This is a genomic window from Acinetobacter sp. YH12251 (genome assembly GCF_013417465.1).
Taxonomy (GTDB): domain Bacteria; phylum Pseudomonadota; class Gammaproteobacteria; order Pseudomonadales; family Moraxellaceae; genus Acinetobacter; species Acinetobacter amyesii.
The window spans coordinates 85,070-109,981 of record NZ_VPDZ01000006.1 but is presented as its reverse complement, the minus strand read 5'-3'; the positions used below and the strand labels follow the sequence as shown (position 1 = coordinate 109,981).

Here is a 24,912-nt window from a genome sequence, read left to right as displayed (position 1 = left end):
TTTAGTCTTCAACTCCTGAATGATTGACCACATGATAAACCGCTTGGGCCATATCCTGTGCTTGCAAACCACGCATCCCCGACTTCGCTAATACATCACCTGCTAAAGCATGCAGGCTTACGATTTCGTGCAGATGAATTTGCTGATGAAATTGTGCTTTTAAACTTGCAATCATCCCTGCAAGCACATCTCCCATACCGCCTGTACCCATTCCTGCATTACCTGCGGTGCAAATCCAAAGCTGATCTTCAAGTATTAAGCTGCCTGCGCCTTTAAGCACCCATTGACCTTGAAATTTTTCTTTTAAATACTGAATTGCTTGTACACGATCTGCTTCAACTTCAGCAGTAGTAATACCCAGTAATTTCGCAGCTTCACCCGGATGTGGCGTTGCATAGGTTCGTGCATTCAAATTTTTAGGTGCTTCAGCTAGAAACCATAAGGCATCTGCATCCAAAACAATTTCCAAGGTTGACTGCTGAATCAATGGAAACCATGACTGAAACTGCTGTTGTGCCCAATCGTCACGACCAAGCCCCATGCCAAAGCTAATCGCATCGACATGATCGATCAGTTGCTGAATCGCTTCTGTAGTTAATGCATTGATATCGCGTAGCATAATATTCGGTGCGCGCGCCAAAATAGCGGTGTGATGTCGTGCATCACAAACAACCGTAACCTTACCTGCACCTGCATGGAATGCAGCCTCAGCAGCCATAATCACCGCCCCACCCATTTCAGCATGGCCACCAACAACCAAAACATGGCCATAACTGCCTTTATGACCAAAAGCTTGACGTGCAGGTAAAGTGATTTTCTGTGGCGACAAATACGCAAGTGGTTCAAGCTCAGCATCAGTCGGTATGCATGCTATCACCGAAACTTCACCTGCATATTCCTTCGCTTGACCTGTAAATAGCCCTGCTTTTAGACCCAATGCCGTAAAGGTATAATCGGCTTGAAATGCGATGGGTAAAGGCTGTCCTGTATTGGCATGTAAACCGCTTGGAATATCAATAGCAACTTTGAGTCCCGTGCATGCATTTAATCGTTGAATAATGGCTTGCCATTCGCTAGAAAGTTCACGATTGAGCCCTATACCAAATAATGCGTCGATATAAACGTCATAGTCATGCTGAAAATCAAAATGTGTATAGATCTTGAGCTTGTGATCTATCGCTTCTTGTACAGCAGAATGTAAATCTTTCGATGCTCCAATTTCAGCGGCATAGATATCGACTTGAAAGCCTGCTTGCTGTAGGTATTGCGCTGTAAGATAGCCATCTCCTGCGTTATTGCCCTGTCCACAACATACAGCGATATTTTTTAAATTTTGCTGCTTTAACCTTGGAATGAGTTGCTGAGCAATCGACCATGCGACCTGCTGCATCAGACCATAACTGCTATTGTGCTGAGCAAACCAACGCTGCTCCCAAGCTTGAATACTTTGGCTAAGATAAACAGGGCTATGGTAAACTTGCAGACGCATTGTTTTTCCTTGTTATGATTATGGCCGCTTCAACTCCTGCACAAAAAATTCCTGTCGATCAATATGATCCAGAAACCCTAAAAGCATGGATTAAAGCACAAGCCTTAAATTTAGGTTTTTCTGATTGTGTCATCGCAAAGCCAGATGCTCAAGAGGAACTCCCTCGTTTTAAAGAATATTTAGAACGTGGTTATCATGGCGATATGAAATTCCTAGAGGAAAACCTTGAAAAACGTGCCAATCCAGCACTTTTAGTCCCCGGCACCCGCAGTATCATTTGTGTCCGCATGGATTATTTGGTCGAAACCCCAAAACCACGTTATGTTCCTGATGAGCCAAACTCAGCCATCATTGCACGCTATGCACGAGGTCGTGACTACCACAAAGTCATGCGTGGTCGTTTAAAAACCTTGTCGAATATCATCCGTGAAAAAATCGGAGATTTTGAATCTAGACCCTTTGCCGACTCTGCACCAGTGTTTGAAAAATCCTTAGCTGAAAATGCAAGCATGGGCTGGACAGGCAAACACACCTTACTGATTCATAAAAAATCAGGCTCATTTTTTGTATTAGGTGAGCTGTTTACATCACTCGATTTGCCTTTTGATTCGCCGGCAACCAAACATTGTGGTTCATGCACAGCCTGTATTGATATCTGTCCAACTCAGGCCATCGTTGAGCCCTATATGTTAGATGCACGTAAATGCATTGCCTACTTAACCATCGAATACAAAGGCATCATTCCTGAAGAATTACGCCGTGGCATTGGCAACCGTGTGTTTGGTTGTGATGACTGTCAACTTATTTGTCCATGGAATAGCTTTGCGCATAAAACTCAAATTGAGGACTTTTATCCACGTCATGGCCTCGACCAAGTGAGTTTATTAGATCTTTGGCAATGGGATGAAGCCACTTTTTTAAGCTGTACTGAAGGCAGTCCTATACGACGAACAGGCTATCAAAGCTTTATGCGAAATATCGCGATAGGCTTAGGCAATGCACCATACAGTTCAAATATTGTTCAATCATTAAAAAATTCTCGCGAAAAACATGACGCGATTGTGCAAGTTCATATTGATTGGGCAATTGCAGAACAAAACTCAAAAATGCTTTAAGGGTTTTTATTCTCTATTTTCCAGATCCTTACTAAGTTTTCATTTAAGCTAAAACTTAGTGACGTAATCCAAGAAAATTAATTTTTTAGCTAAAATAAACATTGCAGCGATTGTGCTGTCATTTAGCATAACTTTGTAAGTATCTTAAATATCAAAAGTTCTTTGAAAAAGTCATTTCAATGTATTTTAGCTAAATTTCAATGTTACAAAATAGTCTTGGAAGTCTGCAAATTTTACGTATGATGATCTGCATTAGGCAGAAAATATGGATCATTTATGAGCTACCGAAATGACTGGACACATCCAGAAATACAAGAGTTGTATCAACAACCATTGATGGATTTATTATTCCAAGCACAGACCATTCACCGTGAATATTTCCAAGCCAATCATATTCAAGTCAGCACCTTACTTTCGATTAAAACCGGTAAGTGCCCTGAAGACTGTAAATATTGCTCACAGTCCGCACATTATGACTCTGGATTAGAGGCTGAAAAACGTCTGGCTGTGGAAAAAGTCATCAATGAAGCGAAAGCTGCGCTTGCCTCAGGTTCTTCGCGTTTTTGTATGGGCGCTGCATGGCGCAATCCACATGAACGGGACATGCCCTATGTGTTAGAAATGGTGCGTGAAGTCAAAGCGCTTGGACTTGAAACCTGTATGACCCTTGGCATGCTGAATCAATCTCAAGCAGAGCGCCTACACGAGGCAGGCTTAGATTATTACAACCATAACCTCGATACCTCTCGTGAGTATTATCCCAATGTCATTAGCACGCGTAGCTATGATGACCGTTTAACGACGCTAGACTATGTTCGCCAATCTGGAATGAAAATCTGTAGCGGCGGAATTGTGGGCTTAGGTGAAAGCCGTGATGACCGTATCGCCTTTTTGATGGAGTTGGCAACGCTGCCGATTCATCCTGAATCCGTGCCGATTAATCTCCTTGTCCCTATTCAAGGTACCCCACTTGCAGAGGTTGAGAAACTTGATGTGATCGAATGGATTCGCACCATTGCAGTCGCACGGATCATTATGCCAAAAAGCTATATTCGACTCTCTGCAGGTCGTGAATCCCTGAGTGATTCAGAACAAGCTTTGGCATTTATGGCAGGTGCAAATTCACTCTTTTCTGGTGAAAAACTACTGACCACGCCAAATGCAGGCGAAGGCAAAGATCAGCTTTTATTTAGCAAACTCGGTTTAGTGGCTGAACAGCCCAAACCAACTGCTGCACAGCTTTCAACTGATGCTATGCAAATGGCTTAAAATAAGCCCCGAAGTTCGGGGCTTAGTTCAATTGAATGATCAGTGATAGGTATCAAAGTGCAATGCAAGAGATGGTGCGAATAAATGAAATGGCTAAATCACCATGAGTAGGGAAAATATATCGTTTACTTAACAAAGTTATGTGCTGTTATTAAAATTCCATAGCCTGCATTTAAATAATCCCCTTCACGAATAATGTCTTGACCATTGGCATGTTGAACCACCAATTGCTGCTGAATCGCATCATAATGAAAAGATTCAAAGCAATCTTGATGTTGTAATAACCATGCAATGGTATCTGCCATATTGGCATCGACGGTATAACGCTCGGCTTGAAAATCTTTACTCATATCTGCATGAAAACTGTGAATGTGATTCTATTTTAATGATTTCAATATTGACCGGCATTAAAAAAGTGAGCTTTCGCTCACTTTTTTTTCGGCTGAGACTCTGCATTACTTTGTCACACCGCACTTACGACATTCCTTGTGCGAACCGATTTCTTCCATTTGCTCGTATTCGTAAATATGCATGCAAAATAGTTTTCTGAATAATTGAAGCATGTTGTTAAAACTCCCGTTTATTTATTAATGTGCTTCTGAATATTTCGTCCTGAAATATTATGATCATGCCTAAACACGCCATAGCTAATTTATTAGCATATTTTTCCAATGAGTCAAATATCTTTACTTTAAAATGACACAATTTCGGATAATCGGTTATTTTTAAGCCTTCCTTATATTCACCTGAGTTATAAGGATTTTTATTAATATCAACATCACAGATATAGATTAATTTTCAGCAAATTTTGCACAAATAAACTCCCCCTTAGGAGAGTTTTTTCAAATAGATGATCACATGAGTAACGTTATTCACAAGCCCAGATTTAAACGTTCTGACTGGCAAACTTCGCACGTGCAGCATGCAATTTTTTATAGCTATCAATCAGACGTAAATGACGATCTAAACCTTGAAGTTGCATATTGGTTTCAGTTAAACCGTAGAAGCGAAGACTGCCATCCATTGAACCAATCACTGCATCCATACGTTCGTCACCAAACATACGACGGAAATTATGTTCATAGTCATTGAGATCTAAGTCATCGTCCAATTCAACTTCTAAAACCACATTCATACATTGATAGAACAAACCACGTTCGACCGTATTGGTGTTGTACTGAAGGAAGGTTTCGACCAACTCTTTTGCTTCTTCAAACTCTTGTAGCGCAATATAGATCAGTAGTTTGAGCTCAAGAACCGTTAATTGACCCCATACGGTATTATCATCAAACTCAATCCCGATGAGCGTCACAATATCCGTGTAGTCATCCACTTCAAGCTCTTCTAAGCGCTCAACCAATGACACTAACTCGTCTTCATCTAAACGATGAATGTTTAAAATATCCTCACGGAAGTCCAAAGCTTTGTTGGTATTATCCCAAACCAAGTCTTCAACCAAATATACTTCAGAATAACCCGGAACTAAAATACGACATGCCGTAGCACCTAGATGCTGGTAGACCGCCATATACACTTCTTTGCCCATGTCTTCTAGAATCGCAAACATCGCTGCAGCTTCTTCCGCATTGGCATTTTCACCTTCAGATGTGAAATCCCACTCTACAAAATCATAGTCTGATTGTGCGCTAAAGAATTTCCAAGACACCAAACCACTTGAGTCAATAAAGTGTTCTACAAAGTTATTTGGCTCAGTGACTGCATTTGAACTAAAAGTTGGTTTTGGTAGATCGTTTAGACCTTCAAAGCTACGACCTTGTAGAAGCTCGGTTAAGCTACGCTCTAAAGCCACTTCGAGTTTAGGGTGCGCACCAAAAGATGCAAAAACCCCACCAGTACGTGGGTTCATTAAGGTTACGCACATCACAGGGTACCGACCACCAAGTGAAGCATCTTTTACCAATACAGGAAAACCTTGTTCTTCAAGCCCTTTAATACCTGCAACAATACTTGGATATTTGGCTAAAACCTCTTCAGGGACATCTGGTAATGCCAATTCACCTTCTAAAATCTCACGTTTGACCGCACGCTCAAAGATTTCCGATAAACATTGCACTTGAGCCTCAGCCAACGTATTCCCTGCACTCATCCCGTTTGACAAGTATAAATTTTCAATCAAGTTTGATGGGAAATACACTGTTTCACCGTCGGACTGACGGACAAATGGAAGAGAGCAAATACCGCGTGCTATATTTCCTGAATTGGTGTCATATAGATGTGTACCTAATAACTCATTTTCTGGGTTATAAATTTCACGTGTGTAGTCATCCAAAATTTCGACAGGTAACTCGCCTTCTGGGCCGGGTTGGAACCATTTTTCATCTGGGTAATGCACAAAGTCAGCATTGGCAATCTCTTCACCCCAGAACTGGTCGTTATAGAAGAAGTTGCAATTGAGACGTTCAATAAATTCACCCAAAGCCGAAGCTAATGCGCTTTCTTTGGTTGAGCCTTTACCATTGGTAAAACACATTGGCGATTGTGCATCACGAATATGTAGAGACCAAACATTCGGCACGATGTTACGCCATGATGCAATTTCAATCTTCATGCCTAAACCAGCCAAAATACCTGACATATTGGCAATGGTTTCTTCTAATGGCAGATCTTTACCCGGAATAAACGTGGTACTTTCTGACGCTAAATTTGGCATAAGTAAAGCTTGTGCATCTGCATCAATGCTTTCTACTTCCTCAATGACAAACTCAGGACCAGTCTGAATCACTTTTTTAACCGTACAGCGGTCAATTGAACGCAAAATGCCTTGACGGTCTTTTTCTGAAATATCCGCAGGCAGTTCAACTTGGATTTTGAAAATTTGCTTGTAGCGGTTTTCAGGATCAACAATATTGTTTTGTGATAGGCGGATATTCTCTGTCGGAATGTCTCGTGCTGCACAATACACTTTTACAAAATAAGCTGCACATAATGCTGATGACGCTAAAAAGTAGTCGAATGGTCCGGGAGCAGAACCATCACCTTTATAGCGAATAGGTTGGTCGGCAATTACCGTGAAGTCATCAAATTTGGCTTCTTGTCGAAGGTTATCGAGATAATTAACCTTAATTTCCATGTGGGCACCTAAATATTCTTATGTGTCAGTGCAACACATAAAAATGAAAACATAAGCCGAATAACTGTAGGACATTGACTTAAAAATGTGAGGCCAGTACCAATCTAAGCGCTGTTGGGCACGGTACTGACAAGAATGGGCATTATTATAAGGTTATTTTGACTGTTTGATAACTTTTGTCGTGATTTACATCACGATAGGATTCGACACTTTGTGCATTTTGGTCGAATCCAAGCTCAACTGCTGCAACTACAGCCAATTTGTTGTGTTAGTGTGCAGCCGTGAAGAAAAAGGCTTGTCTTTTAAAAAAATCTTCGCTAGTATGCTTTGCGTCTGAACTTGTTGATAAATAACACATTCAGAATATAGGGCCTATAGCTCAGTTGGTTAGAGCAGCGGACTCATAATCCGTTGGTCCACAGTTCAAGTCTGTGTGGGCCCACCATATAAAACAACCCCTTACGTGTACTAATCGTAAGGGGTTTTTTAATGTTAAAAACTAAATAAAGTCAGTCTAAGCCTTTAAAAGATATGGCAGATAACCTATAGATACGCACAAAACTTCAAGCCAGCTTGAGTAAACCACGATTGCTTAATACGAGAAGTAGGTTATAAAAAAATACATTCAAGAAAAATGTAAAAGCTTAAGTTCTAAATACCCGTAAATTAAGTCACGATTTGTTATACTTAAAAGATATTATTTTATTCATTATAAGCAAATGTTTTTTTGATTCATGACTTTTAGAAATACTACATATTTCGCATTTTATAAGCGCAAAAATTAAGACTCAACCTGTTCAGGCTTTCTTAAGTCCAAATAAAACTCAATAATTGACCAAATAACAATCAAAGCAAACATAGCAACAGCGAATAACACAGCAGTTAAATAAATCATGCTTGAGTTCTCCGTTAGAAAACGAGTTAAGACCAACAGGTTAAAAGTTTTAACCTACGACAAAAGTCTAATAAGAATTTCTGACGGTGCCTAGCCATATTTAGCAAATTTTTAAGAGTATTTTTATCTATGATGATAGCTTTGCTATATAAAATTTAACCGATTTATTGCTAAAAAATATAAGACTTCAGCCCTCTTTTTTAATCCGATTTGAAATATATGCACAATTCGGATCAAAGCTCACTTAAATGCTCTTGACTCATAGGACAAACAAGCAGAAATTACACCTTTTTTAAATCACCGTATCACCGACTATGTTGAAAAAGTTTATTGGCGAATCCGCATTTAAATTGGCGGGCTGGAAATACCACGTAGAACCTGATGTTTTAGAAAATAAACAAGTGATCGTCGGCTTTGAACACACCTCAATGATGGATGCTGTTCTTTCATTGGCCCTTTGCCAAATTTACGACATTAAAATTCACACGCTGATTAAAAAAGAACTCTTTAAAGGTCCATTTAAACCTGTTCTTGAAGCGATTGGCGGTATTCCTGTAGACCGTAAAGCCAATAAAGACATCGTGACTCAAATGGTTGAGCATTTTGAAGTTAACGAAAAATTTAATTTAGTCATTGCTCCAGAAGCGACCCGTGCAGTACGTGGTGAAGCACGAAAACCAATTCGTACAGGTTTTTGGTATATTGCTAAAGCAGCAGGTGTGCCGATTGTATTAATGTATGCCAACTCAAAAACCAAACAAGGTGGTATTTTCGGTAAGATTTACCCGACTGAGCTCGATCACGATTTAGCCTTAATCAAGCAGCTCTATAAAGATAAAGTAGGTTTAGACATCGTGATCCCAGAACCTAAAAATAAAGACTAAGCGCAATTCACGTTTTTTAAGATATACGTATTTAAAGATATAAATGTATCGTGCTCCACGCATTGTACATTTATATCTTCCTGTTATAACAGGATCAGACTCCCCCTTTTAGCCCGATTCTCATCATAAGAAAAATTACAGTACGGGCGTTTAGACATTTCACATTATTTTCTCAAATTTGGATATTTTTTTTTCAACTACTCAATTCATGAAATCCAGTACTTTCACACAAAAAAGCCATTATGGTAGAATTTGCTCAATTTGATAGGCATAAGGCCAATCTACAAGGAGCATATTTCGCATGGCGGGTCATTCCAAGTGGGCTAATACTAAGCATCGTAAAGCAAAACAAGATGCAAGCCGCGCTAAAGTATTCACAAAATTTATCCGTGAAATCGTGACAGCTGCACGCTTAGGCGGCGGTGATGTAGCATCTAACCCACGTTTACGTGCTGTTGTTGAAAAAGCATTAGTTGCAAACATGACACGTGACACCATTAACCGTGCGATCCAACGTGGTGTGGGCGGTGAAGAAAATACCGATCTAAAAGAAGTAACCTACGAAGGATATGGCGTTGGTGGTGTTGCGGTCATCATTGAAACAATGACGGATAACTTGAACCGTACTGTTCCTGACGTTCGTCATTGCTTCTCGAAAACTGATGGTAATTTAGGTACTGCAGGTTCAGTAGCTTATATGTTTACCAAACGTGGTGAGATTACTTTTGAAGATGTTTCTTTAGAAGATCAAATCATGGACGTCGCTTTAGAAGCGGGTGCTGAAGACATCGAAGTGGACGAAGAAGAAATTCTAGTTATCACCACACCTGAAACTTTCGGTGAGGTTCAGGATGCACTTGCAGCAGCAGGTTTAAAATCTGATAACGCCGAAGTGGTCATGAACCCTTCAACTAAAGCGTTAATTTCAGATATCGAACAAGCGAAAAAAATCATCAAAATGATTGATATGTTTGAAGATCTTGACGACGTTCAAAACGTGTATACCAACGTTGAATTCACCGATGAAGTGATGGCTGAGTTAGAAGCTCTATAGTTCAATCGAGTGAAGTATAAAACGCACCCTTCGGTGCGTTTTTTATTGCCTAGCTTTCAACTGTTTGAGTTTATATATGAGGGCTGCATTTAAACCTTATTTAATAAGCCATTACAGTTAAAAACATTATATTGTTTAATTACAAAGCTCGAATGTAATGCAACCACATGTTCAATTTTACCAATACGTTTGAGTAAAATTTCACTATAATTTTCCATATCACGCGCAACGACTTCAACAATAAAATCTGCCGACTGCCCTGTCACTAAAAATGCATTGATTACTTCTGGAATACTTTCAAGTTCTTCTAAAAATTTAGCAAATGTATCGGTATCATGTTTGCTTAAGGACACCTGCAGCAGTACATGCAAACTAAAGCCCAATTTTTGATAATTAATTTCACGTTTTAGACCACTGATAATATTGTGATCAATCAATTGTTTGATCCGACGATGAACTGAACTGACCGATAAATTCACCCGCTCTGACAGTTCATTTAAATTGACATCTTCATGGGTCAAAATTTCTAAAATTTGTTTATCAAAACGGTCTAGTTCCATCAGTCTACTCCAGCCATTTTTGAAAACAGTGCTGATGATCCCAATTCATCAAACACCTGTTGTCATTTTCAATGTTATTTTAAGTTTTAAAATCAGCATTTATGTGCAAGTTTTCTCATGTATAGCATGATTTATTAAAAATAATAAAGCTCATATGCATTATGAACATAATAATTTGCATAAATATCGTGTTTAAATGAATGTTTTTTCATCAAAGTTTAGTTTTTATATTCTAAATAACGTCTTTAGACAACCTACCAATAAAGCTTCTCGATGCATTCCATTGATCTGAATAAATCAATTTCAGATAAAAGGAAAATAAATTTTATTTTATATTTTTCAACTTTTTATTTTTACTATATTTTTCAATGTGCGCTCTATTTCACATTTTGCTTTTTTTCACTTATTTACTAGATTTGGTAATTACATTAAAAAATAGCGGCGGTTCATAAATATACAAAAAAACAAAAACGGAAGAATAAACATGGCAATTAAATTACTGAGTTCACTCAGCTCAAAATTAAGTTCTGTACTAAGTCCTTCCCTACAGCTCAGTACAATTAGCAGCACGGTCAGTAACCTACTTAGCCCGCTTAAACCTACAACCAATATCACAGATACGCTGACAGGATTATTGTGTAATTTAGGTGGCACAAAGTCTTTTGATTTTAGCGCACTGACTAAATCGCTTCCGCAAGTGATTAGCACGATTCAAAGTCTTACATCCAATAACGGTTCAAATTCGGATGCACTCAAGACATTGATGACAACTCTGCAACCACTCCTACAAAACTTAGGTAGCAACGCTGGCTCAACAGAGATGAATCAGTTGGTTCAATCTTTACCTACCATTGTCAACAGCTTGCAAAGTTTACTGAGTAGCACCAATGATCAAGGTAATCTTCCTGACAATATTAGCAATGCTGTAAATGCCATCAAACCATTGCTTGCTATGCTTGGAAGCGCAACAGGGTCAACGGATGCAACACAAATTATCAATACACTCAGCCAAGTTTTAGAATATACGCAACCTATTATTCAGATGATTGGGAGCTCGTCTTCTGGAAACATCGACTTTGGGCAAATTGCACAAGGTGCAACGACTGCCCTCCTACCTTTATTAGCTTCAATCAATAAAGACAACTCAACTATTGATATGGAACAATTGAGTCATGCTTTACCGACTGTGATTGGAAGTGTGACCAATCTAGTGACCGCCATTTCATCAGCCAACCAAGGCAATATCCCTGAGACCATTTCAGGGGTGATCAAAGGACTTAATCCGCTTTTAGATTTACTGGCAAAAAGCGATGTCATCGATACGGATCAGGCTCAAACCGTCAAAGCGATTTATGATGTATTAAATAGCGTGAGCACCATTTTGGATGTGGTCAACAATCCATCCTTACTGACGCTTTCAACTAATTTAAATCAAGTGATTGACTCGTTGAAACCAGTCATTGCTCTGATGGACAGCAATGGTGAAGCGACTCAGTTCCTCGATCAACTGACCATTCCAGATCTTGGCGATTTACTCGGCAATCTTGCTGCAGAAAAAATTGATCTGGGTTCAATCTCGGATCAGTTCAACCAATTGACTGAAAACCTCACAGGCCAATTACCGAATATTAATGACCTATTGGAAAATTTAGGTTCTGCTCAAGGTGATTTTGATATCTCCACCATCATCCCAAGTATTAAAGATGCGCTAGGAAATATCTTCTACCCTGTTATGCCGCTGAATACTTTACAAGCCGATAGTATCAGTCCAGTGCTGAATATTTTGGATATTCAACAACAAAGCTATATTTAAGGATTGAATGTCTGACGAAAAAGCGCGCTTTTAGGCGCGCTTTTTTAAAGCAATATGACGTAAATTTTTCATATAAAGGGTTTATACACCACGCCAATCTACCCGTGCATTCCGTTCTGTTTGGTATATACGTTGCACATATTGACCTAAAGGCAAATCGCTCAAATAGGCTTTGTAAGCTTTAAACTCTTCTGACAAAGTTTCGCCATGCTCTTTTTCCCACGGCGTTCCAACAATCTCTAATATCGGCGCCAACATTGAACACACTGCAATATCAGCCAAACCTAATCGGTCGCCTACAAAATAACGCCCACCTTGTTCGATCAGACGTTGATTTAAATCAACCACAATTTCGTCCAATCGCTCACGTGAAGCCGCAACCTTATCCGTATCTAATTGATAACCTTTAGAAACCAGTGCCTTTATAATGGGCTTGGAATATTTTTCAAACTGACGTAAATAGCCCTTTTCACCAATTAAAATATCAAGTGATTCTTCACTTTCATTTAATACATGTGCCAACCCCCAACGGCGCACATGTTGGCCTAACTCAATGGAGAGTTCATTAATTTCTAAAGCGTCTTCACGCAGTTTGACATCTGGACGGATCAGACTATGTTCGGGGTAGGTCGCATCCAAGTAAAAGGCGATTTGAGTTGAATCTGCAACCCAATGATCTTGATCACGTAAAATCGGTAATTTGTTTTGCCCTGTTTTAAGCTGTGCAAATGCACGATGTACACCCGGCATTAAATTATGAGCCACATAATCCAACTCTTTATGATCGAGTAACCAGCGCGCCTTTTCACAAAAATGTGAGAGTGGAAACTGGTAGAGAGTTCGCATAAAAGCTCCAAGTTTTTGTTGTAACTGTAGTTTATAAAACCCAGTAATTTTATAGGGATACTTTAGTCACTGTGTTATTGAAACACAATGTCATTTTTGCACCTATTCTGCATCTGTAGTGCAACTCAAGCATTATTCAGACGTGAATTCATCTCTATCTCTGCGCGATTCAATAAGATATACATTCTCCTGCCCATATCACCTGACTTTATTATGGCTTTCATGTAAAATCATCCACAATTTTTTTATAATACTTTGTGAGTTATTTCATGGGTTTTAACTGTGGTATTGTCGGCCTGCCGAACGTTGGTAAATCAACGCTTTTCAACGCATTAACCAAAGCTGCGATTGCTGCTGAAAACTTCCCATTCTGTACAATTGAGCCAAATACTGGGATTGTACCTGTACCTGACCCACGTATGGATAAACTTGCTGAAATTGTAAACCCACAACGTGTTGTCCCAACCACGATGGAATTTGTGGATATCGCAGGTCTCGTTGCTGGTGCATCTAAAGGTGAAGGCCTTGGTAACCAATTCTTAGCCAACATTCGTGAAACGGATGCTATTGCACATGTTGTACGTTGTTTTGAAGACGAGAATGTCATTCACGTAAATGGCAAAATTGATCCACTTGACGATATCGCAACAATCAACACTGAACTTGCACTTGCTGACTTAGAAGCTGTTTCTAAAGCAATTACACGTCTAGCAAAATCTGCAAAAGGCGGCGATAAAGAAGCGATTGCGACCAAAGCTGTTTTAGACAAAATCTTACCTTTACTGGATGAAGGTAAACCTGCGCGTGCAGCTGACCTTGATGAAGATGAACGTAAATTGGTGCGTGGTTATGGCTTCTTAACCCTTAAACCAACCATGTATATTGCCAACGTTGCAGAAGATGGTTTCGAAAATAACCCTCACTTAGAAGCAGTACAAAAATTAGCTGCTGAAGAAAATGCGATTGTGGTTCCACTTTGCAACCAAATCGAAGCAGAAATTTCATTACTTGAAGACGAAGACCGTGCGGAATTCCTTGAAGCTTTAGGCATGGAAGAACCTGGTCTAAACGTAGTTATTCGTGCAGGTTATGGCTTACTCGGCCTTCAAACATACTTCACAGCGGGTGTACAAGAAGTTCGTGCTTGGACAGTAAAAATTGGTGCAACTGCACCTCAAGCTGCAGGTGTGATTCACACTGACTTCGAAAAAGGCTTTATTCGTGCTGAATGTGTTGCCTACAACGACTTCGTTCAATACAACGGTGAAGCTGGCGCTAAAGAAGCAGGTAAATGGCGTTTAGAAGGTAAAACATACATCGTTCAAGATGGCGATGTTTTACACTTCCGTTTTAACGTATAAGACAGTACTCATAAGAAGCCAGCAATTTGCTGGCTTTTTTAATTTCAGGCAAAAGCTCAAGTCAAAAAATAAGCATATTTAAAAACTTAAAACCTACTTAAAAACAAAATTATATCGACACGAATACATGATTTGGTTGCCGAGTCACCACAGTGCAACGACTTAAATCTCTACCGTTCTGCTATAAATTTACTCATAGGCACTAATGCCTATTTTCATAGAACAATAGCAATGAAAAAAATCAGCACAATTCTAACAGCAGGTATCTTTACAATGCTTAGTGCAACTGCGTTTGCATGTCCACAAGGCACCACACTTACAGGTGGTACAGGTGCAAACCATAAAGGTGGTACTTGTGTTTCCATTGCTAAAGATGCAAAACATCAGGACCGTACTGCTACACATGCAGCACAAGCTGCGCAGCATGATGCAAAAGTCGCTCGACACGATGCAAAACAAGCCAGCCAATTGGCTCAGAGTAAAGTGAAACATAATCAAAAATTAGCAAAACATGATGCAGCTCAAGCACAGCATCTTGCAACACAAGCAAAATCAGAAGCTAAAACTTCAGCCCATGCTGCCAAAGCTGCAAATACTGACGCAAAAGCAAAAATCGCTGCACAAAAGGTCGCAGCGGAACAACATAAAGCAGCTGTTAAATCCTAAACAGTTGAGAATCAACACATCGCAAAAAAAAGCCGGAATTATCCGGCTTTTTTATTCAAATCATTTATGGGTGAGCAGTTTGTAATGCTTTTGCATCCATCTCTGCGCGCTGTCTTCTTGCTTCTGTCAGCATGCGTTGTTCAAGCTCTTTACGAAAGCCTAGTAGAAACACAAACTCAGCTAGAACAAATAAAGGCCCTATTGCCAAGCCAATGACATCATCCATAAACGCAGGCTTTTTCTTTTCATAATAATGACCGATAAACTGGATGATCCAACCCACTACAAAGATCCCCACACTCCAGATCAGCCAAGACATAAGGCTCATTTTTGCGATCATTAAGGCTAAGGGATATGTGATTGCAAACACCAAAAGCATGATCAAACCGAAAATTTTATCTAAACTCAGGTAATAGATGACACTGGCAATAATCAACAACAATGCAAGGGTCAGTTCAAAACCTGAAATCATCAGCCCTGCTCGTGCGGTTAGACACATAATCGAAAACACAATAAGCGGAATACCCACAAAATGCGTTAGCACATTTTTTCGATCTAAATGATATGCTGCATATTGGCTTAGCAGTCTTTCAAGCTTGCTCATCAACTTACTCCTTGTTCATTTACTCATTTCACTATATAAAAAATGCATCAATAAAGTTGTCAGCTAATAGACAAGTTGGACCATAAAATAAGGATATGCTGTGCTGGACGCTCAATATGTGCATCAACTCAATAAAAATGTGTGGTATTCAGGCTTAAATGTTTCCTTCCAAGACTTTATCTGCGGCCATGCCCTGACCTTAACTTTCGAAAAAGACGCACGTGTTTTTTTATCAGGACAGCGTTTTAATGGTATGTATGCGGTCTTAGAAGGTGCAGTTCGCTTAGGCTATATCGATATTCATGGCAAAGAAGCGATTGCCGCCATTGCTGAGCCGATTATGTGGTTTGGCGAAATATCCTTGGTTGACCAATTACCACGTTCTCACGATGCCATCTGTACCAAAAAATCCACCTTATTACACTTACCGGCTCAAGCAATTCAGCAATTATTACAACAACACCCCGAGTTTTGGTTTCATATTGCCCAGCTCACCAGTCAAAAGCTTCGCTATGCTTTTATGGAACTCATTGCCTTACAAACGCAAAGTTTAAGTCAACGTCTCGCACAGCGCCTGCTGTTTATTTTAAATGGATATGGAAATCATTTGGAAATTGAGCAACACACCATACACATCTCACAGGAACAACTCGCGCAACTGATGAATTGCTCAAGACAATCAGTCAATCAGGAGCTTCAGCAGTTGGAAAAAATGCAGGTGCTTCGTGTTGCGTTTAAACAAATTGAAATTTTAGATCTAGCGCAGTTACATCAGATTGCTCATGCACTTCCTGTGCATGATGTCTGACATTTGTGATTTAAATAAGTGCATTTAATTGCACCAGAATGATTCTTTATAATTATTTTGCTTTTATTTGTGGCACTTCGCTTTATCGAATTTTGATCAAGACAATAATTGGCAAACATTTACACTGTCAAAACCATTTGTACATGCTGCAACTTCTTGAGTTGATGCTTCTGATTTGTCTTCAGTCGCTGCTTGTACATTGACTGCTGTAGTCAAAACAGCCAAAACCGATAACATCATTAATGTTTTTTTCATCTTAATCACCTATTCAACGTCTTTAATTTAATTTACATACTTCATCTTATACGCAGTTATTTTTACACAATTTATCAAATAATGATAATTTTAATTTTTTATTACATTATTCATACTTTGTATTATTAATATTTTAAAGATATTAATTGAAGAGAAAGTCAGACGACTAGCGTTCTATAATGGGGAGTTTTTAACAATAAATTTTTCTCAAAAGATATTTTTACAATTCATTATCAATGCTTTATCTATTTAAATTCAAAAAATAAACATGTAAATTTGAAACTAAGCTCAACGCAAAGACAGCAGTCTGATTTATTTTTTATATGAAATAGCGATACTTTGAGGAGGATTTTCCAATCCTCTATTATAGATTTATTCTTGTTTTTTGATACTTTCCAAAAAAAGCAGTGAAAATTCACTGCTATGATCGAGTTAAACGCCTACTTTTTTCGGATCGGTATTTCCGAGTTCAGGGTTTTCAATCGCACCTTTGCATTGATTTTTATCACGCTCATAATCTGCTTGCTTTTGTGCAACAGTCGAACTCTGATCAATACTTTCACGTGCCCAAATTTCCAGACTTGTTAAAGCTTTACGACACAGTGCATATTTACCTTCAGTCACAGAATCGGTCATTTTGACATTGATACGCCATTCGGTACTCAATTTACGCGCTGGAATACGAACTTTCTCTTCCATCTGATCGACTTGCTTTGCATAAACAATCGGATCGACTTCATTGATAAACGCCCAAGCTTTGGCAGCATACTCCGTTGCATCATTGGTTAATTTAGGTGCTGCTTTAATTTCGACTTGAGCTTGTTCAGCTCCATCATTACCACAGGCCTGCAACAACACCGTGCTGCTCAATAATGAAACAATCAGTATCCCACGCATCTTTAACCTCTGCATATCCGGCTCATTTCAGCAAACATATTCGGCAATATGCTAGTGAATTCGAGTACAATACTCAATCATCATTTGACCTGTTGTTCAACTCTTTCAAAGGTGTGTCGTGTCTGAGCACAAACTTCCTACAGTTCAGCCTGCGGGTTTTTGGCAAGGTGCTAAAGATAGTCAAGCCATTATCTTTACCTATCTTCCTGTTTCTTTTGCATTTGGGGTTTCTGCGACTCAATTTGGTTTCACTGCGTGGGAAGCCTTATTTTTATCATGCTCCATGTATGCAGGTGCCAGTCAGTTTCTCGTCGTTGCTTTACTGGGAAGTGGAACATCTATTTGGATGACTGCTCTTACTGTAATTGCCCTCGATATCCGCCATTTACTCTATGGCCCTGCCTTACAAAACCTGATTCAAGACCGACTCAATTTAAAGAAAACTGCAGTTTGGGCTTGGGGTTTAACTGACGAAGTTTTCGCATCAGGTATGATCAAACTGTCGCAACATCGTCAAGAATGGTCAGAATCTTGGATGTTAGGACTCAGCTTATTTAGTTGGCTGTCTTGGGCAACAGGATCATTTTTAGGCGGTTTATTTGCCGATCAAGTCAGCAACCTTCCACAATTTTTACAAGCTGCTCTCGACTTTCTACTGCCTGCATTGTTTTTAAGCTTTTTACTTGCAGCATTTGAGAAAAAACATACATTTGTGGTCACGGTTACAATTATTGTTTCTGCGATTGCCTGCTACTTTATTGACTTGTCTGCCGCGATTTTTATCGGTATTTCTTCTGGTATTTTTGCCGGTTTATTCAAACATTATGTTTTAAAAAAACCTGATCCTGAGCATATGGGTGAAGCATCATGAATCTAGAAATTATCCTGGTCGGGATCTTGGTCGGAATTGCGAATTTTGCATCACGGTTTGGGCCATTTTTTGTAATTCAGAAATTTCAGCAAGGTTCACAGCAGCGTGGTTCTTTATGGCTCAAAATCGCTTTGGGCTCGATTGGCATTGCCGCAATTAGTTCAATGTTGGTGGTTGCAACCTTACCACCTCTGCTTGAAACCCCAAATAAAAGCTTTGCCATGTTGGTTGGATTTGCTGTGCTTGCAGGTTTGTATTTCAAGTTTAAGAAAATTGTACCAGCCACGCTCACTGCAGCACTGACTTACGGCTTAGTCTATACCTATATACCTTTTCATCTCTAAAGCCGTGTCAGCGACAATCCAAATAAAATCTCGAGCACATGCTTATTTATCCTGTGCTTTTTAATCTGCAATATTTATGAGATAGTCAGCATATAACATAAAAAATCTAGCGAAAACCAATAGATGGCAAAGTACCATTTTATTCAAGGCAAAATTTATATTCATTCCAGACAACCATCTGAATTGAGTTGGGGACTGCAAAAGCCCATCGAAAGTATATATTTTCAATGCTTCATTCAACGCCAGCTGTTCAGTGGTAATTTCTGCGCTGTACATTGCCAACCTGCAGATCTGATCCGCGCCATTTATATAGAGAAAAATCAGCAACAAAAGATTGTGGGCTTATATAACTGCACACAGCAGATTCTGCACTTACATCCACGTCGCCTGATGTTTTCACACATATCGATGCCCCGCCTATTCAGCAATTTTCTGCAGCTGATCGGCTTCTTATTGATTTTTCTATTGTGCATTTTCAGCCTCAGTTCATGGCTCAATTCATCATTTCACCTTCTATCGGTAGCTGCAGACGCACTCTATTTCACTGCCATTTTAATTGGCTTAATATTGATTTTATGCATATGCGTCGCACCACTGCTCGGATTGCTGTACTGGTCCAATTTCCGCCAAACATCTATACAGCTTTGTGCGCTTCAATGTGCAAATTTGGATATTAAGCCATTCCGTGCATGTGTAAAAAATGTAGGCATATTTAAAGTGAATTTAACTAAAAACAACTAATTACCACTTTTTAAAGATTTTAACAGATAAATAATTACACGAACGCTCCCCATAAAGATATAAAAAAAATTGTTGGACAATATCATTTATTTATGTGAACACTCGCTTATCTCTCGAACAAGTTCTGCTATGCTTAAATTCCCATAAAATCAAGCATGGATGATTTACATGAGCGTCACTATTGGTACTCCACTTCAGTCTTCAGCGTATAAAGTCTTACTGTTAGGTTCTGGTGAACTCGGTAAAGAAGTTGTGATTTCATTACAACGTTTGGGTGTAGAAGTTCATGCTGCCGATCGTTATGACCATGCTCCTGCCATGCAAGTTGCACATTTTTCTCATACTTTAAATATGGCAGATCCTGAGGCACTTAAAGCCTTAATTTCTCAAGTGAAGCCTCATTTGATTGTCCCTGAAATTGAAGCCATTGCGACTCAAGTTTTGGTCGAGATTGAAGAACAAAATATCGCCACTGTCATTCCTTCTGCAAAAGCTGTCAACCTGACGATGAACCGTGAAGGGATTCGCCGTCTAGCTGCCGAAGAGCTTGGACTCCCGACTTCAGCCTACCGATTTGCCAACACACTTGAAGCGTTCCGTGCTGCATGCGATGACATTGGTTATCCAAACTTTGTTAAGCCTGTCATGTCGTCTTCGGGTAAAGGACAGTCACGTGTAAAAAGCTTTGATGAAGTCGATGCTGCTTGGGAATATGCACAAACAGGTGGACGTGTAAATCAAGGTACAGTGATCGTGGAATCACAAATTGACTTTGACTTTGAAATCACCCTGCTGACTGTTCGTGCAAAAAATGCAGAAACAGGTGAAATTGAAACATCATTCTGCGATCCGATTGGCCACCGCCAAGACGCTGGCGACTATGTAGAAAGTTGGCAGCCACAACTCATGACTGCTCTTGCATTAGAAGAAGCCAAGCGTATTGCCAATAAAGTAACCATTGCATTAGGTGGATGTGGCATTTTTGGGGTGGAACTGTTTGTCAAAGGCGATAAAGTATGGTTTAGTGAGGTATCACCTCGTCCACACGATACAGGCCTTGTCACTCTTGCATCGCAATTCCAAAGCGAATTCGAACTGCATGCACGTGCCATTCTTGGTCTGCCTGTGAATACTGCTCGACACAGTACTGCTGCGAGCGCAGTCATCTATGCAGGCGTGGATGATACCAATTTATCATTTACTGGCTTAAATCTTGCTTTGGCTAATCCAGACACCGATTTACGCCTCTTTGGTAAACCAGAAGGCTTTAAACGTCGCCGTATGGGCGTAGCAACAGCACGTGCTGAAACCACAGATCATGCGCGTGAACTTGCTCAACATGCTGCACAACAAGTCAGTGTTCAACAAAACTAAGTTTGTAACACCTTAACGGACCACTGTTCATGATCAATACGCTTCCTCTGCTGAATTACATTAAAAGTAACCACGACATTCAGGCGATTAACCAATGGCGCTCAGATGTTGAAAATCAGCTACAGGAATGTTTTGAAAATGGACAGTCGATTCGTGATGTGATTTTGGCTCGATCGAATCTAATCGATGAAGCCTTAAAGTTCTTATGGACACATGCTGAACTCGACCAAACCGATCTCGGTTTATTTGCTGTCGGTGGCTATGGTCGCCGCGAAATGCTGCCTTACTCCGATGTCGATATCATGATTTTGTCTGAGGATGAAATCAGCCCAGAACAAGAAAAACTCATCTCGAGCTTTATTTCAACACTTTGGGATGTTGGTAATTTCAAACCGGGCATCAGTGTACGTACTATTAATGATTGTGTTGCTCAAGCCACCAATGATTTAACTGTGGCAACAGCGCTGATCGAAGCACGTTTGATTGTGGGCAATGAACACCTAGCCAAATGGCCACGCCGTATCGTATCGCAGACATGGACGGATAAAACCTTCTATGATGCAAAAATGCAAGAGCAAGCAAAACGCTATGCTCAACATAACCATACCGAAAGCAACTTAGAACCCGATATTAAAAATGCGCCCGGTGGTATCCGTGATATCAACCAAATCGGATGGATTGCAAAGCGTCATTTCCGTGTCAATCGCATCTATGACCTTGTACATCTAGGTTTTATTTCAGAGTTTGAACTTGGCGTTCTTGAAGAAACAGAAAGCTTTCTTTGGGAAATCCGTCATCATTTACATCGCTTAACCAAGCGCGACGAAAACCGATTATTGTTTGATTATCAACGTGACATTGCCGCTAAATTTGGCTATCAACGTGAAGAAGGTAAATCACCAAATTATCCAATCGAACAGTTCATGAAACGTTACTACCGTAGCGCTCAGCAAGTGACGACTTTAAATGAAATGCTCTTGGCTTATTTCAATGAATCGGTCATCACACCGCGCTTGCCTGACTATGAACGTAAAATTGAAGAGATCAATACCAATTTCAAATTAGTCGATGGCAAATTGGCGGTGCAGCATCATAAAATTTTCTCTGAAAATCCAAGTGCTATTTTAGAAATTTTCTACCTCTTGGCGAATCGTCCAGAAATTGAAGGGATTCGTGCCCGAACTTTACGTCTATTGTCTCTTGCGGCAAAACGTATTGATCAAAACTTCCGTGACAATCCTGCACATCAAGCCTTATTTATGGCGATCATTCGCTCACCCTACCGTTTATATGACACCATGGTGGCGATGAAACGGTATGGTGTGCTCGGCAACTATATTCCTGCCTTTGGGCAAATCATGGGACTCATGCAATACGACTTGTTCCATATTTATACTGTCGATGCCCATACCCTATTATTACTGCGTAATTTAAACCGTTTTAAAGAACCTGAATTTGCCAAGGACTTCCCTGTCGTTAGCTCTGTATTCCAACGACTGGCGCGCCGTGACATCGTATATTTAGCGGCAATTTTCCATGATATCGCCAAAGGTCGTGGTGGTGACCATAGTGAACTTGGTGCTGCGGATGCAATTGATTTCTGCCGTACCCATGGGTTTACTGAACGTGAATGTAACCTTGTCGCATGGTTGATTCAAAACCATCTATTGATGTCCGTTACTTCTCAGAAAAAAGACATTTCCGATCCAGATGTGGTGAAAGAATTTGCTGAGAAAATGGGTGATATGGAACATCTCGACTATCTCTACACCTTAACAGTTGCTGATATCAACGCAACCAATCCGACACTTTGGAATACATGGCGTGCATCACTCATGCGTCAACTGTATACACAAGCGCGTGATGTGATTCGTTCAGGTTTAGGGCGTCCTGTAGACTATCCAATGCTGATTGAAGATACCAAATTTGCAGCCAGTGAACTGTTAGTCAATGATTTTGCGCTCTATGATGTAGAAACCGTTTGGCAAGAACTCGGTGATGAATATTTCCTAAAAGAATCTGCCGATGAAATCGCATGGCATACACGCGCCATTTTAAAACATGGCAATAATGCAGAACCATTGGTGATGATGCGAGCACATCGTAAATTTGCACAAGATGCGGTACAGATCTTTATTTACACTCAAGATCAGCCTAACTTGTTTGCAACCACAGTGGCAATTATGGACAGAATGAATCTAGACGTTCAAGATGCTCGGATTATCACAGCATCCACTGCATTTAGTTTGGACACCTATGTTGTACTTGACCGTTTTGGCACCTTATTAACAGATCCTGAACGTGAACAAACCGTTATTGAAGCGCTCAAAAAAGCCTTGAGCCAATCTGACAAGTACCCAGGCCTGATGCAACGTCGTATTCCACGTCAACTGCGTCATTTTGATATTGAAAATACCGTGAGTATTTCTTTTAATGAAGCGCTTCAACAAAATATGGTTGAAATTGCGACACTTGACCATCCGGGCTTACTTGCTAAAGTCGGTGGTTTATTTATGATGCAAGGCCTAGATATTCACTCTGCGAAAATTGCGACGCTCGGTGAACGTGCTGAAGATATTTTCTATGTCACTAAAAAAGATGGCTCACCTATGAGCGATTCAGAAGCAGAAACGTTTGCTGCACAATTAAAGTCAGCACTTGATGAAGCTTCGAATCAGGTTTGTAGTCATCATTAACTTAAATTGATCGGTATCCATTCCATGAACTCCAGTTTGTCATTATTGCACCCTTATCCATTTGAAAAGCTAAATAAGCTATTTCAGGATGTGAAACCCGCAGAGTTGCCTTTGATTCCCCTATCGATTGGTGAGCCAAAGCATCCTGCACCGGAGTTTGTGAAACAGGCCATTATTGATAATTTTCAACACTTATCAACTTACCCAAATAGCAAGGGTTTACCTGAGCTTCGCACAAGTATTGCAAATTGGTTAACCCGTCGCTTTAAACTCAATAGCATCAGTGCAGACACCAACGTCCTGCCTGTATCAGGTACACGTGAAGCGATCTTCTCGTTTGTACAAGCTTTGGTTAAACGTGAAGATGCCCCTTATGTGGTGATGCCAAATCCGTTTTACCAAATCTATGAAGGCGCAACTTTACTTGCGGGTGCAGAGCCTTACTTCATCAACTGTACAGAAGAAAATAACTACCTTGGCGACTTTGACGCTGTACCAGCTGAAGTTTGGGAAAAAACCGCTTTACTGTTTGTCTGCACACCGGGTAATCCTACAGGTGCGGTACTTTCTAAAGAACAGTTTAAAAAACTGATTGCACTGTCTGACCAATATAATTTTGTGATTGCGTCGGATGAATGCTACTCAGAGCTTTGGTTTGATGAAGCACCTATTGGTCTGCTTGAAGTCTGTGCTGAAATGGGCCGTGATGACTATAAAAACTGCGTGGTATTCCACTCACTGTCTAAACGTTCTAACCTACCGGGTATGCGCTCTGGCTTTGTGGCAGGTGATGCTGCGCTTTTAAAACCTTATTTACAATACCGTACTTATCATGGCGCTGCGATGCCTGTTCAACACCAGTTGGCTTCAATTGCAGCTTGGGATGACGAAGCACACGTCGAAGAAAACCGCGTACAGTACCGTGCAAAATTTGAATTATTCCAACGCGAACTGGGTCACCTACTACCATTACAAAAACCTGATGCAGGGTTCTACTACTGGTTAAAAGTGGATAATGATGAAATTTTTGCCAAAATGCTGATGGAAAAAGCACACGTTAAAGTGCTTCCAGGCCGTTATTTATCACGTGATACAGCACAAGGTAATCCGGGTGAAAATCATGTCCGCTTAGCCCTTGTTGCAGATATTACCCAATGTGAAGAAGTGATTCGTCGCTTAAAAGCAGTACTTTAATTGATTTAAAGTGTTTTGCTTAAAACAAAAAATGCCCCAGATTTGGGGCATTTTTATTTGAGTCATTTCTTAACATTCGTTCAGA

The 24,912-nt window shown here is 40.0% G+C and carries 21 protein-coding genes and 1 tRNA gene; 14 read left to right on the top strand and 8 right to left on the bottom strand.

Annotated features, from left to right (window positions below; genetic code table 11):
* Position 1: 1 nt before the first annotated feature.
* Positions 2–1,489 (bottom strand): NAD(P)H-hydrate dehydratase, encoded by a 1,488-nt coding sequence (locus FTV27_RS06395; RefSeq protein ID WP_180077592.1) that lies wholly within the window; start codon positions 1,487–1,489, stop codon positions 2–4.
* Positions 1,490–1,509: 20 nt separating this feature from the next.
* Between FTV27_RS06395 and queG the strand changes: the two genes are divergently transcribed.
* The gene (gene queG / locus FTV27_RS06390) at positions 1,510–2,604 is read left to right on the top strand and encodes a tRNA epoxyqueuosine(34) reductase QueG (protein ID WP_180077590.1); all 1,095 of its coding nucleotides are present in this window, start codon (positions 1,510–1,512) and stop codon (positions 2,602–2,604) included.
* Between the two features lie 276 nt (positions 2,605–2,880).
* Positions 2,881–3,873 carry a biotin synthase BioB gene (gene bioB, locus FTV27_RS06385; protein WP_180077588.1) on the top strand — a complete coding sequence of 331 codons (993 nt, stop codon included), beginning with the start codon at positions 2,881–2,883 and terminating at the stop codon, positions 3,871–3,873.
* Positions 3,874–3,998: 125 nt separating this feature from the next.
* On the opposite strand, the gene FTV27_RS06380 is transcribed toward bioB, so the two are convergent.
* Both FTV27_RS06380 and FTV27_RS06375 read right to left on the bottom strand, forming a co-directional pair.
* Positions 3,999–4,223, bottom strand: a complete 225-nt coding sequence (locus FTV27_RS06380) for a hypothetical protein (RefSeq protein WP_180034670.1) — start codon at positions 4,221–4,223, stop codon at positions 3,999–4,001.
* Between the two features lie 536 nt (positions 4,224–4,759).
* Entirely contained in the window at positions 4,760–6,964 is a 2,205-nt protein-coding gene (locus FTV27_RS06375) for an OsmC domain/YcaO domain-containing protein (protein ID WP_180077586.1), read from the bottom strand.
* A 368-nt stretch (positions 6,965–7,332) separates the two neighbouring features.
* Here FTV27_RS06375 and FTV27_RS06370 point away from each other — a divergent pair.
* The 3 genes from FTV27_RS06370 to FTV27_RS06360 all read left to right on the top strand — a co-directional run bounded on the left by FTV27_RS06370 (position 7,333) and on the right by FTV27_RS06360 (position 9,797).
* Positions 7,333–7,409: transfer RNA gene (locus FTV27_RS06370), tRNA-Ile, on the top strand.
* Positions 7,410–8,173: 764 nt separating this feature from the next.
* On the top strand, positions 8,174–8,743 hold the full coding sequence (locus FTV27_RS06365; RefSeq protein WP_180077584.1) for a 1-acyl-sn-glycerol-3-phosphate acyltransferase: 570 nt from the start codon (positions 8,174–8,176) through the stop codon (positions 8,741–8,743).
* A gap of 301 nt (positions 8,744–9,044) precedes the next feature.
* Entirely contained in the window at positions 9,045–9,797 is a 753-nt protein-coding gene (locus FTV27_RS06360; RefSeq protein WP_111886000.1) for a YebC/PmpR family DNA-binding transcriptional regulator, read from the top strand.
* An 89-nt stretch (positions 9,798–9,886) separates the two neighbouring features.
* Here FTV27_RS06360 and FTV27_RS06355 read toward each other — a convergent pair whose 3' ends face one another.
* Positions 9,887–10,357 (bottom strand): Lrp/AsnC family transcriptional regulator, encoded by a 471-nt coding sequence (locus tag FTV27_RS06355; RefSeq protein ID WP_067763303.1) that lies wholly within the window; start codon positions 10,355–10,357, stop codon positions 9,887–9,889.
* A gap of 484 nt (positions 10,358–10,841) precedes the next feature.
* Between FTV27_RS06355 and FTV27_RS06350 the strand changes: the two genes are divergently transcribed.
* Complete coding sequence (locus tag FTV27_RS06350; protein WP_180077583.1) at positions 10,842–12,170, top strand: hypothetical protein; 1,329 nt, start codon at positions 10,842–10,844, stop codon at positions 12,168–12,170.
* Between the two features lie 81 nt (positions 12,171–12,251).
* Here the strand turns inward: FTV27_RS06350 and FTV27_RS06345 are convergent, their stop codons facing one another.
* Complete coding sequence (locus FTV27_RS06345; RefSeq protein WP_180012150.1) at positions 12,252–13,016, bottom strand: glutathione S-transferase family protein; 765 nt, start codon at positions 13,014–13,016, stop codon at positions 12,252–12,254.
* Between the two features lie 269 nt (positions 13,017–13,285).
* Between FTV27_RS06345 and ychF the strand changes: the two genes are divergently transcribed.
* On the top strand, positions 13,286–14,377 hold the full coding sequence (ychF, locus tag FTV27_RS06340; protein WP_078189045.1) for a redox-regulated ATPase YchF: 1,092 nt from the start codon (positions 13,286–13,288) through the stop codon (positions 14,375–14,377).
* A gap of 231 nt (positions 14,378–14,608) precedes the next feature.
* A complete protein-coding gene (locus FTV27_RS06335; protein ID WP_249748796.1) occupies positions 14,609–15,043 on the top strand; it encodes a hypothetical protein in 435 nt (144 codons plus the stop codon).
* A gap of 64 nt (positions 15,044–15,107) precedes the next feature.
* On the opposite strand, the gene FTV27_RS06330 is transcribed toward FTV27_RS06335, so the two are convergent.
* Positions 15,108–15,647 (bottom strand): DUF962 domain-containing protein, encoded by a 540-nt coding sequence (locus tag FTV27_RS06330; RefSeq protein ID WP_180077581.1) that lies wholly within the window; start codon positions 15,645–15,647, stop codon positions 15,108–15,110.
* Between the two features lie 100 nt (positions 15,648–15,747).
* Here FTV27_RS06330 and FTV27_RS06325 point away from each other — a divergent pair, with 100 nt between their 5' ends.
* Entirely contained in the window at positions 15,748–16,455 is a 708-nt protein-coding gene (locus FTV27_RS06325) for a Crp/Fnr family transcriptional regulator (RefSeq protein ID WP_180077579.1), read from the top strand.
* 96 nt (positions 16,456–16,551) lie between these two features.
* Here the strand turns inward: FTV27_RS06325 and FTV27_RS06320 are convergent, their stop codons facing one another.
* A complete protein-coding gene (locus FTV27_RS06320) occupies positions 16,552–16,710 on the bottom strand; it encodes a hypothetical protein (RefSeq protein WP_180133541.1) in 159 nt (52 codons plus the stop codon).
* Positions 16,711–17,142: 432 nt separating this feature from the next.
* On the bottom strand, positions 17,143–17,622 hold the full coding sequence (locus FTV27_RS06315) for a hypothetical protein (RefSeq protein WP_180004110.1): 480 nt from the start codon (positions 17,620–17,622) through the stop codon (positions 17,143–17,145).
* Between the two features lie 103 nt (positions 17,623–17,725).
* Here FTV27_RS06315 and FTV27_RS06310 point away from each other — a divergent pair, with 103 nt between their 5' ends.
* From FTV27_RS06310 to dapC, 5 genes are all read left to right on the top strand, one after another.
* On the top strand, positions 17,726–18,478 hold the full coding sequence (locus FTV27_RS06310) for an AzlC family ABC transporter permease (protein ID WP_180077577.1): 753 nt from the start codon (positions 17,726–17,728) through the stop codon (positions 18,476–18,478).
* On the top strand, positions 18,475–18,822 hold the full coding sequence (ygaH, locus tag FTV27_RS06305; RefSeq protein WP_078189050.1) for an L-valine transporter subunit YgaH: 348 nt from the start codon (positions 18,475–18,477) through the stop codon (positions 18,820–18,822). The genes FTV27_RS06310 and ygaH overlap by 4 nt, the downstream gene beginning before the upstream one ends.
* 900 nt (positions 18,823–19,722) lie before the next feature.
* A complete protein-coding gene (purT, locus tag FTV27_RS06300; protein WP_171263820.1) occupies positions 19,723–20,937 on the top strand; it encodes a formate-dependent phosphoribosylglycinamide formyltransferase in 1,215 nt (404 codons plus the stop codon).
* Between the two features lie 29 nt (positions 20,938–20,966).
* Positions 20,967–23,633, top strand: coding sequence for a [protein-PII] uridylyltransferase (gene glnD / locus FTV27_RS06295; protein ID WP_180077575.1), 2,667 nt, complete (start codon positions 20,967–20,969; stop codon positions 23,631–23,633).
* Positions 23,634–23,657: 24 nt separating this feature from the next.
* Positions 23,658–24,827, top strand: a complete 1,170-nt coding sequence (gene dapC, locus FTV27_RS06290; RefSeq protein WP_180077572.1) for a succinyldiaminopimelate transaminase — start codon at positions 23,658–23,660, stop codon at positions 24,825–24,827.
* The last annotated feature ends 85 nt before the right edge of the window (positions 24,828–24,912 follow it).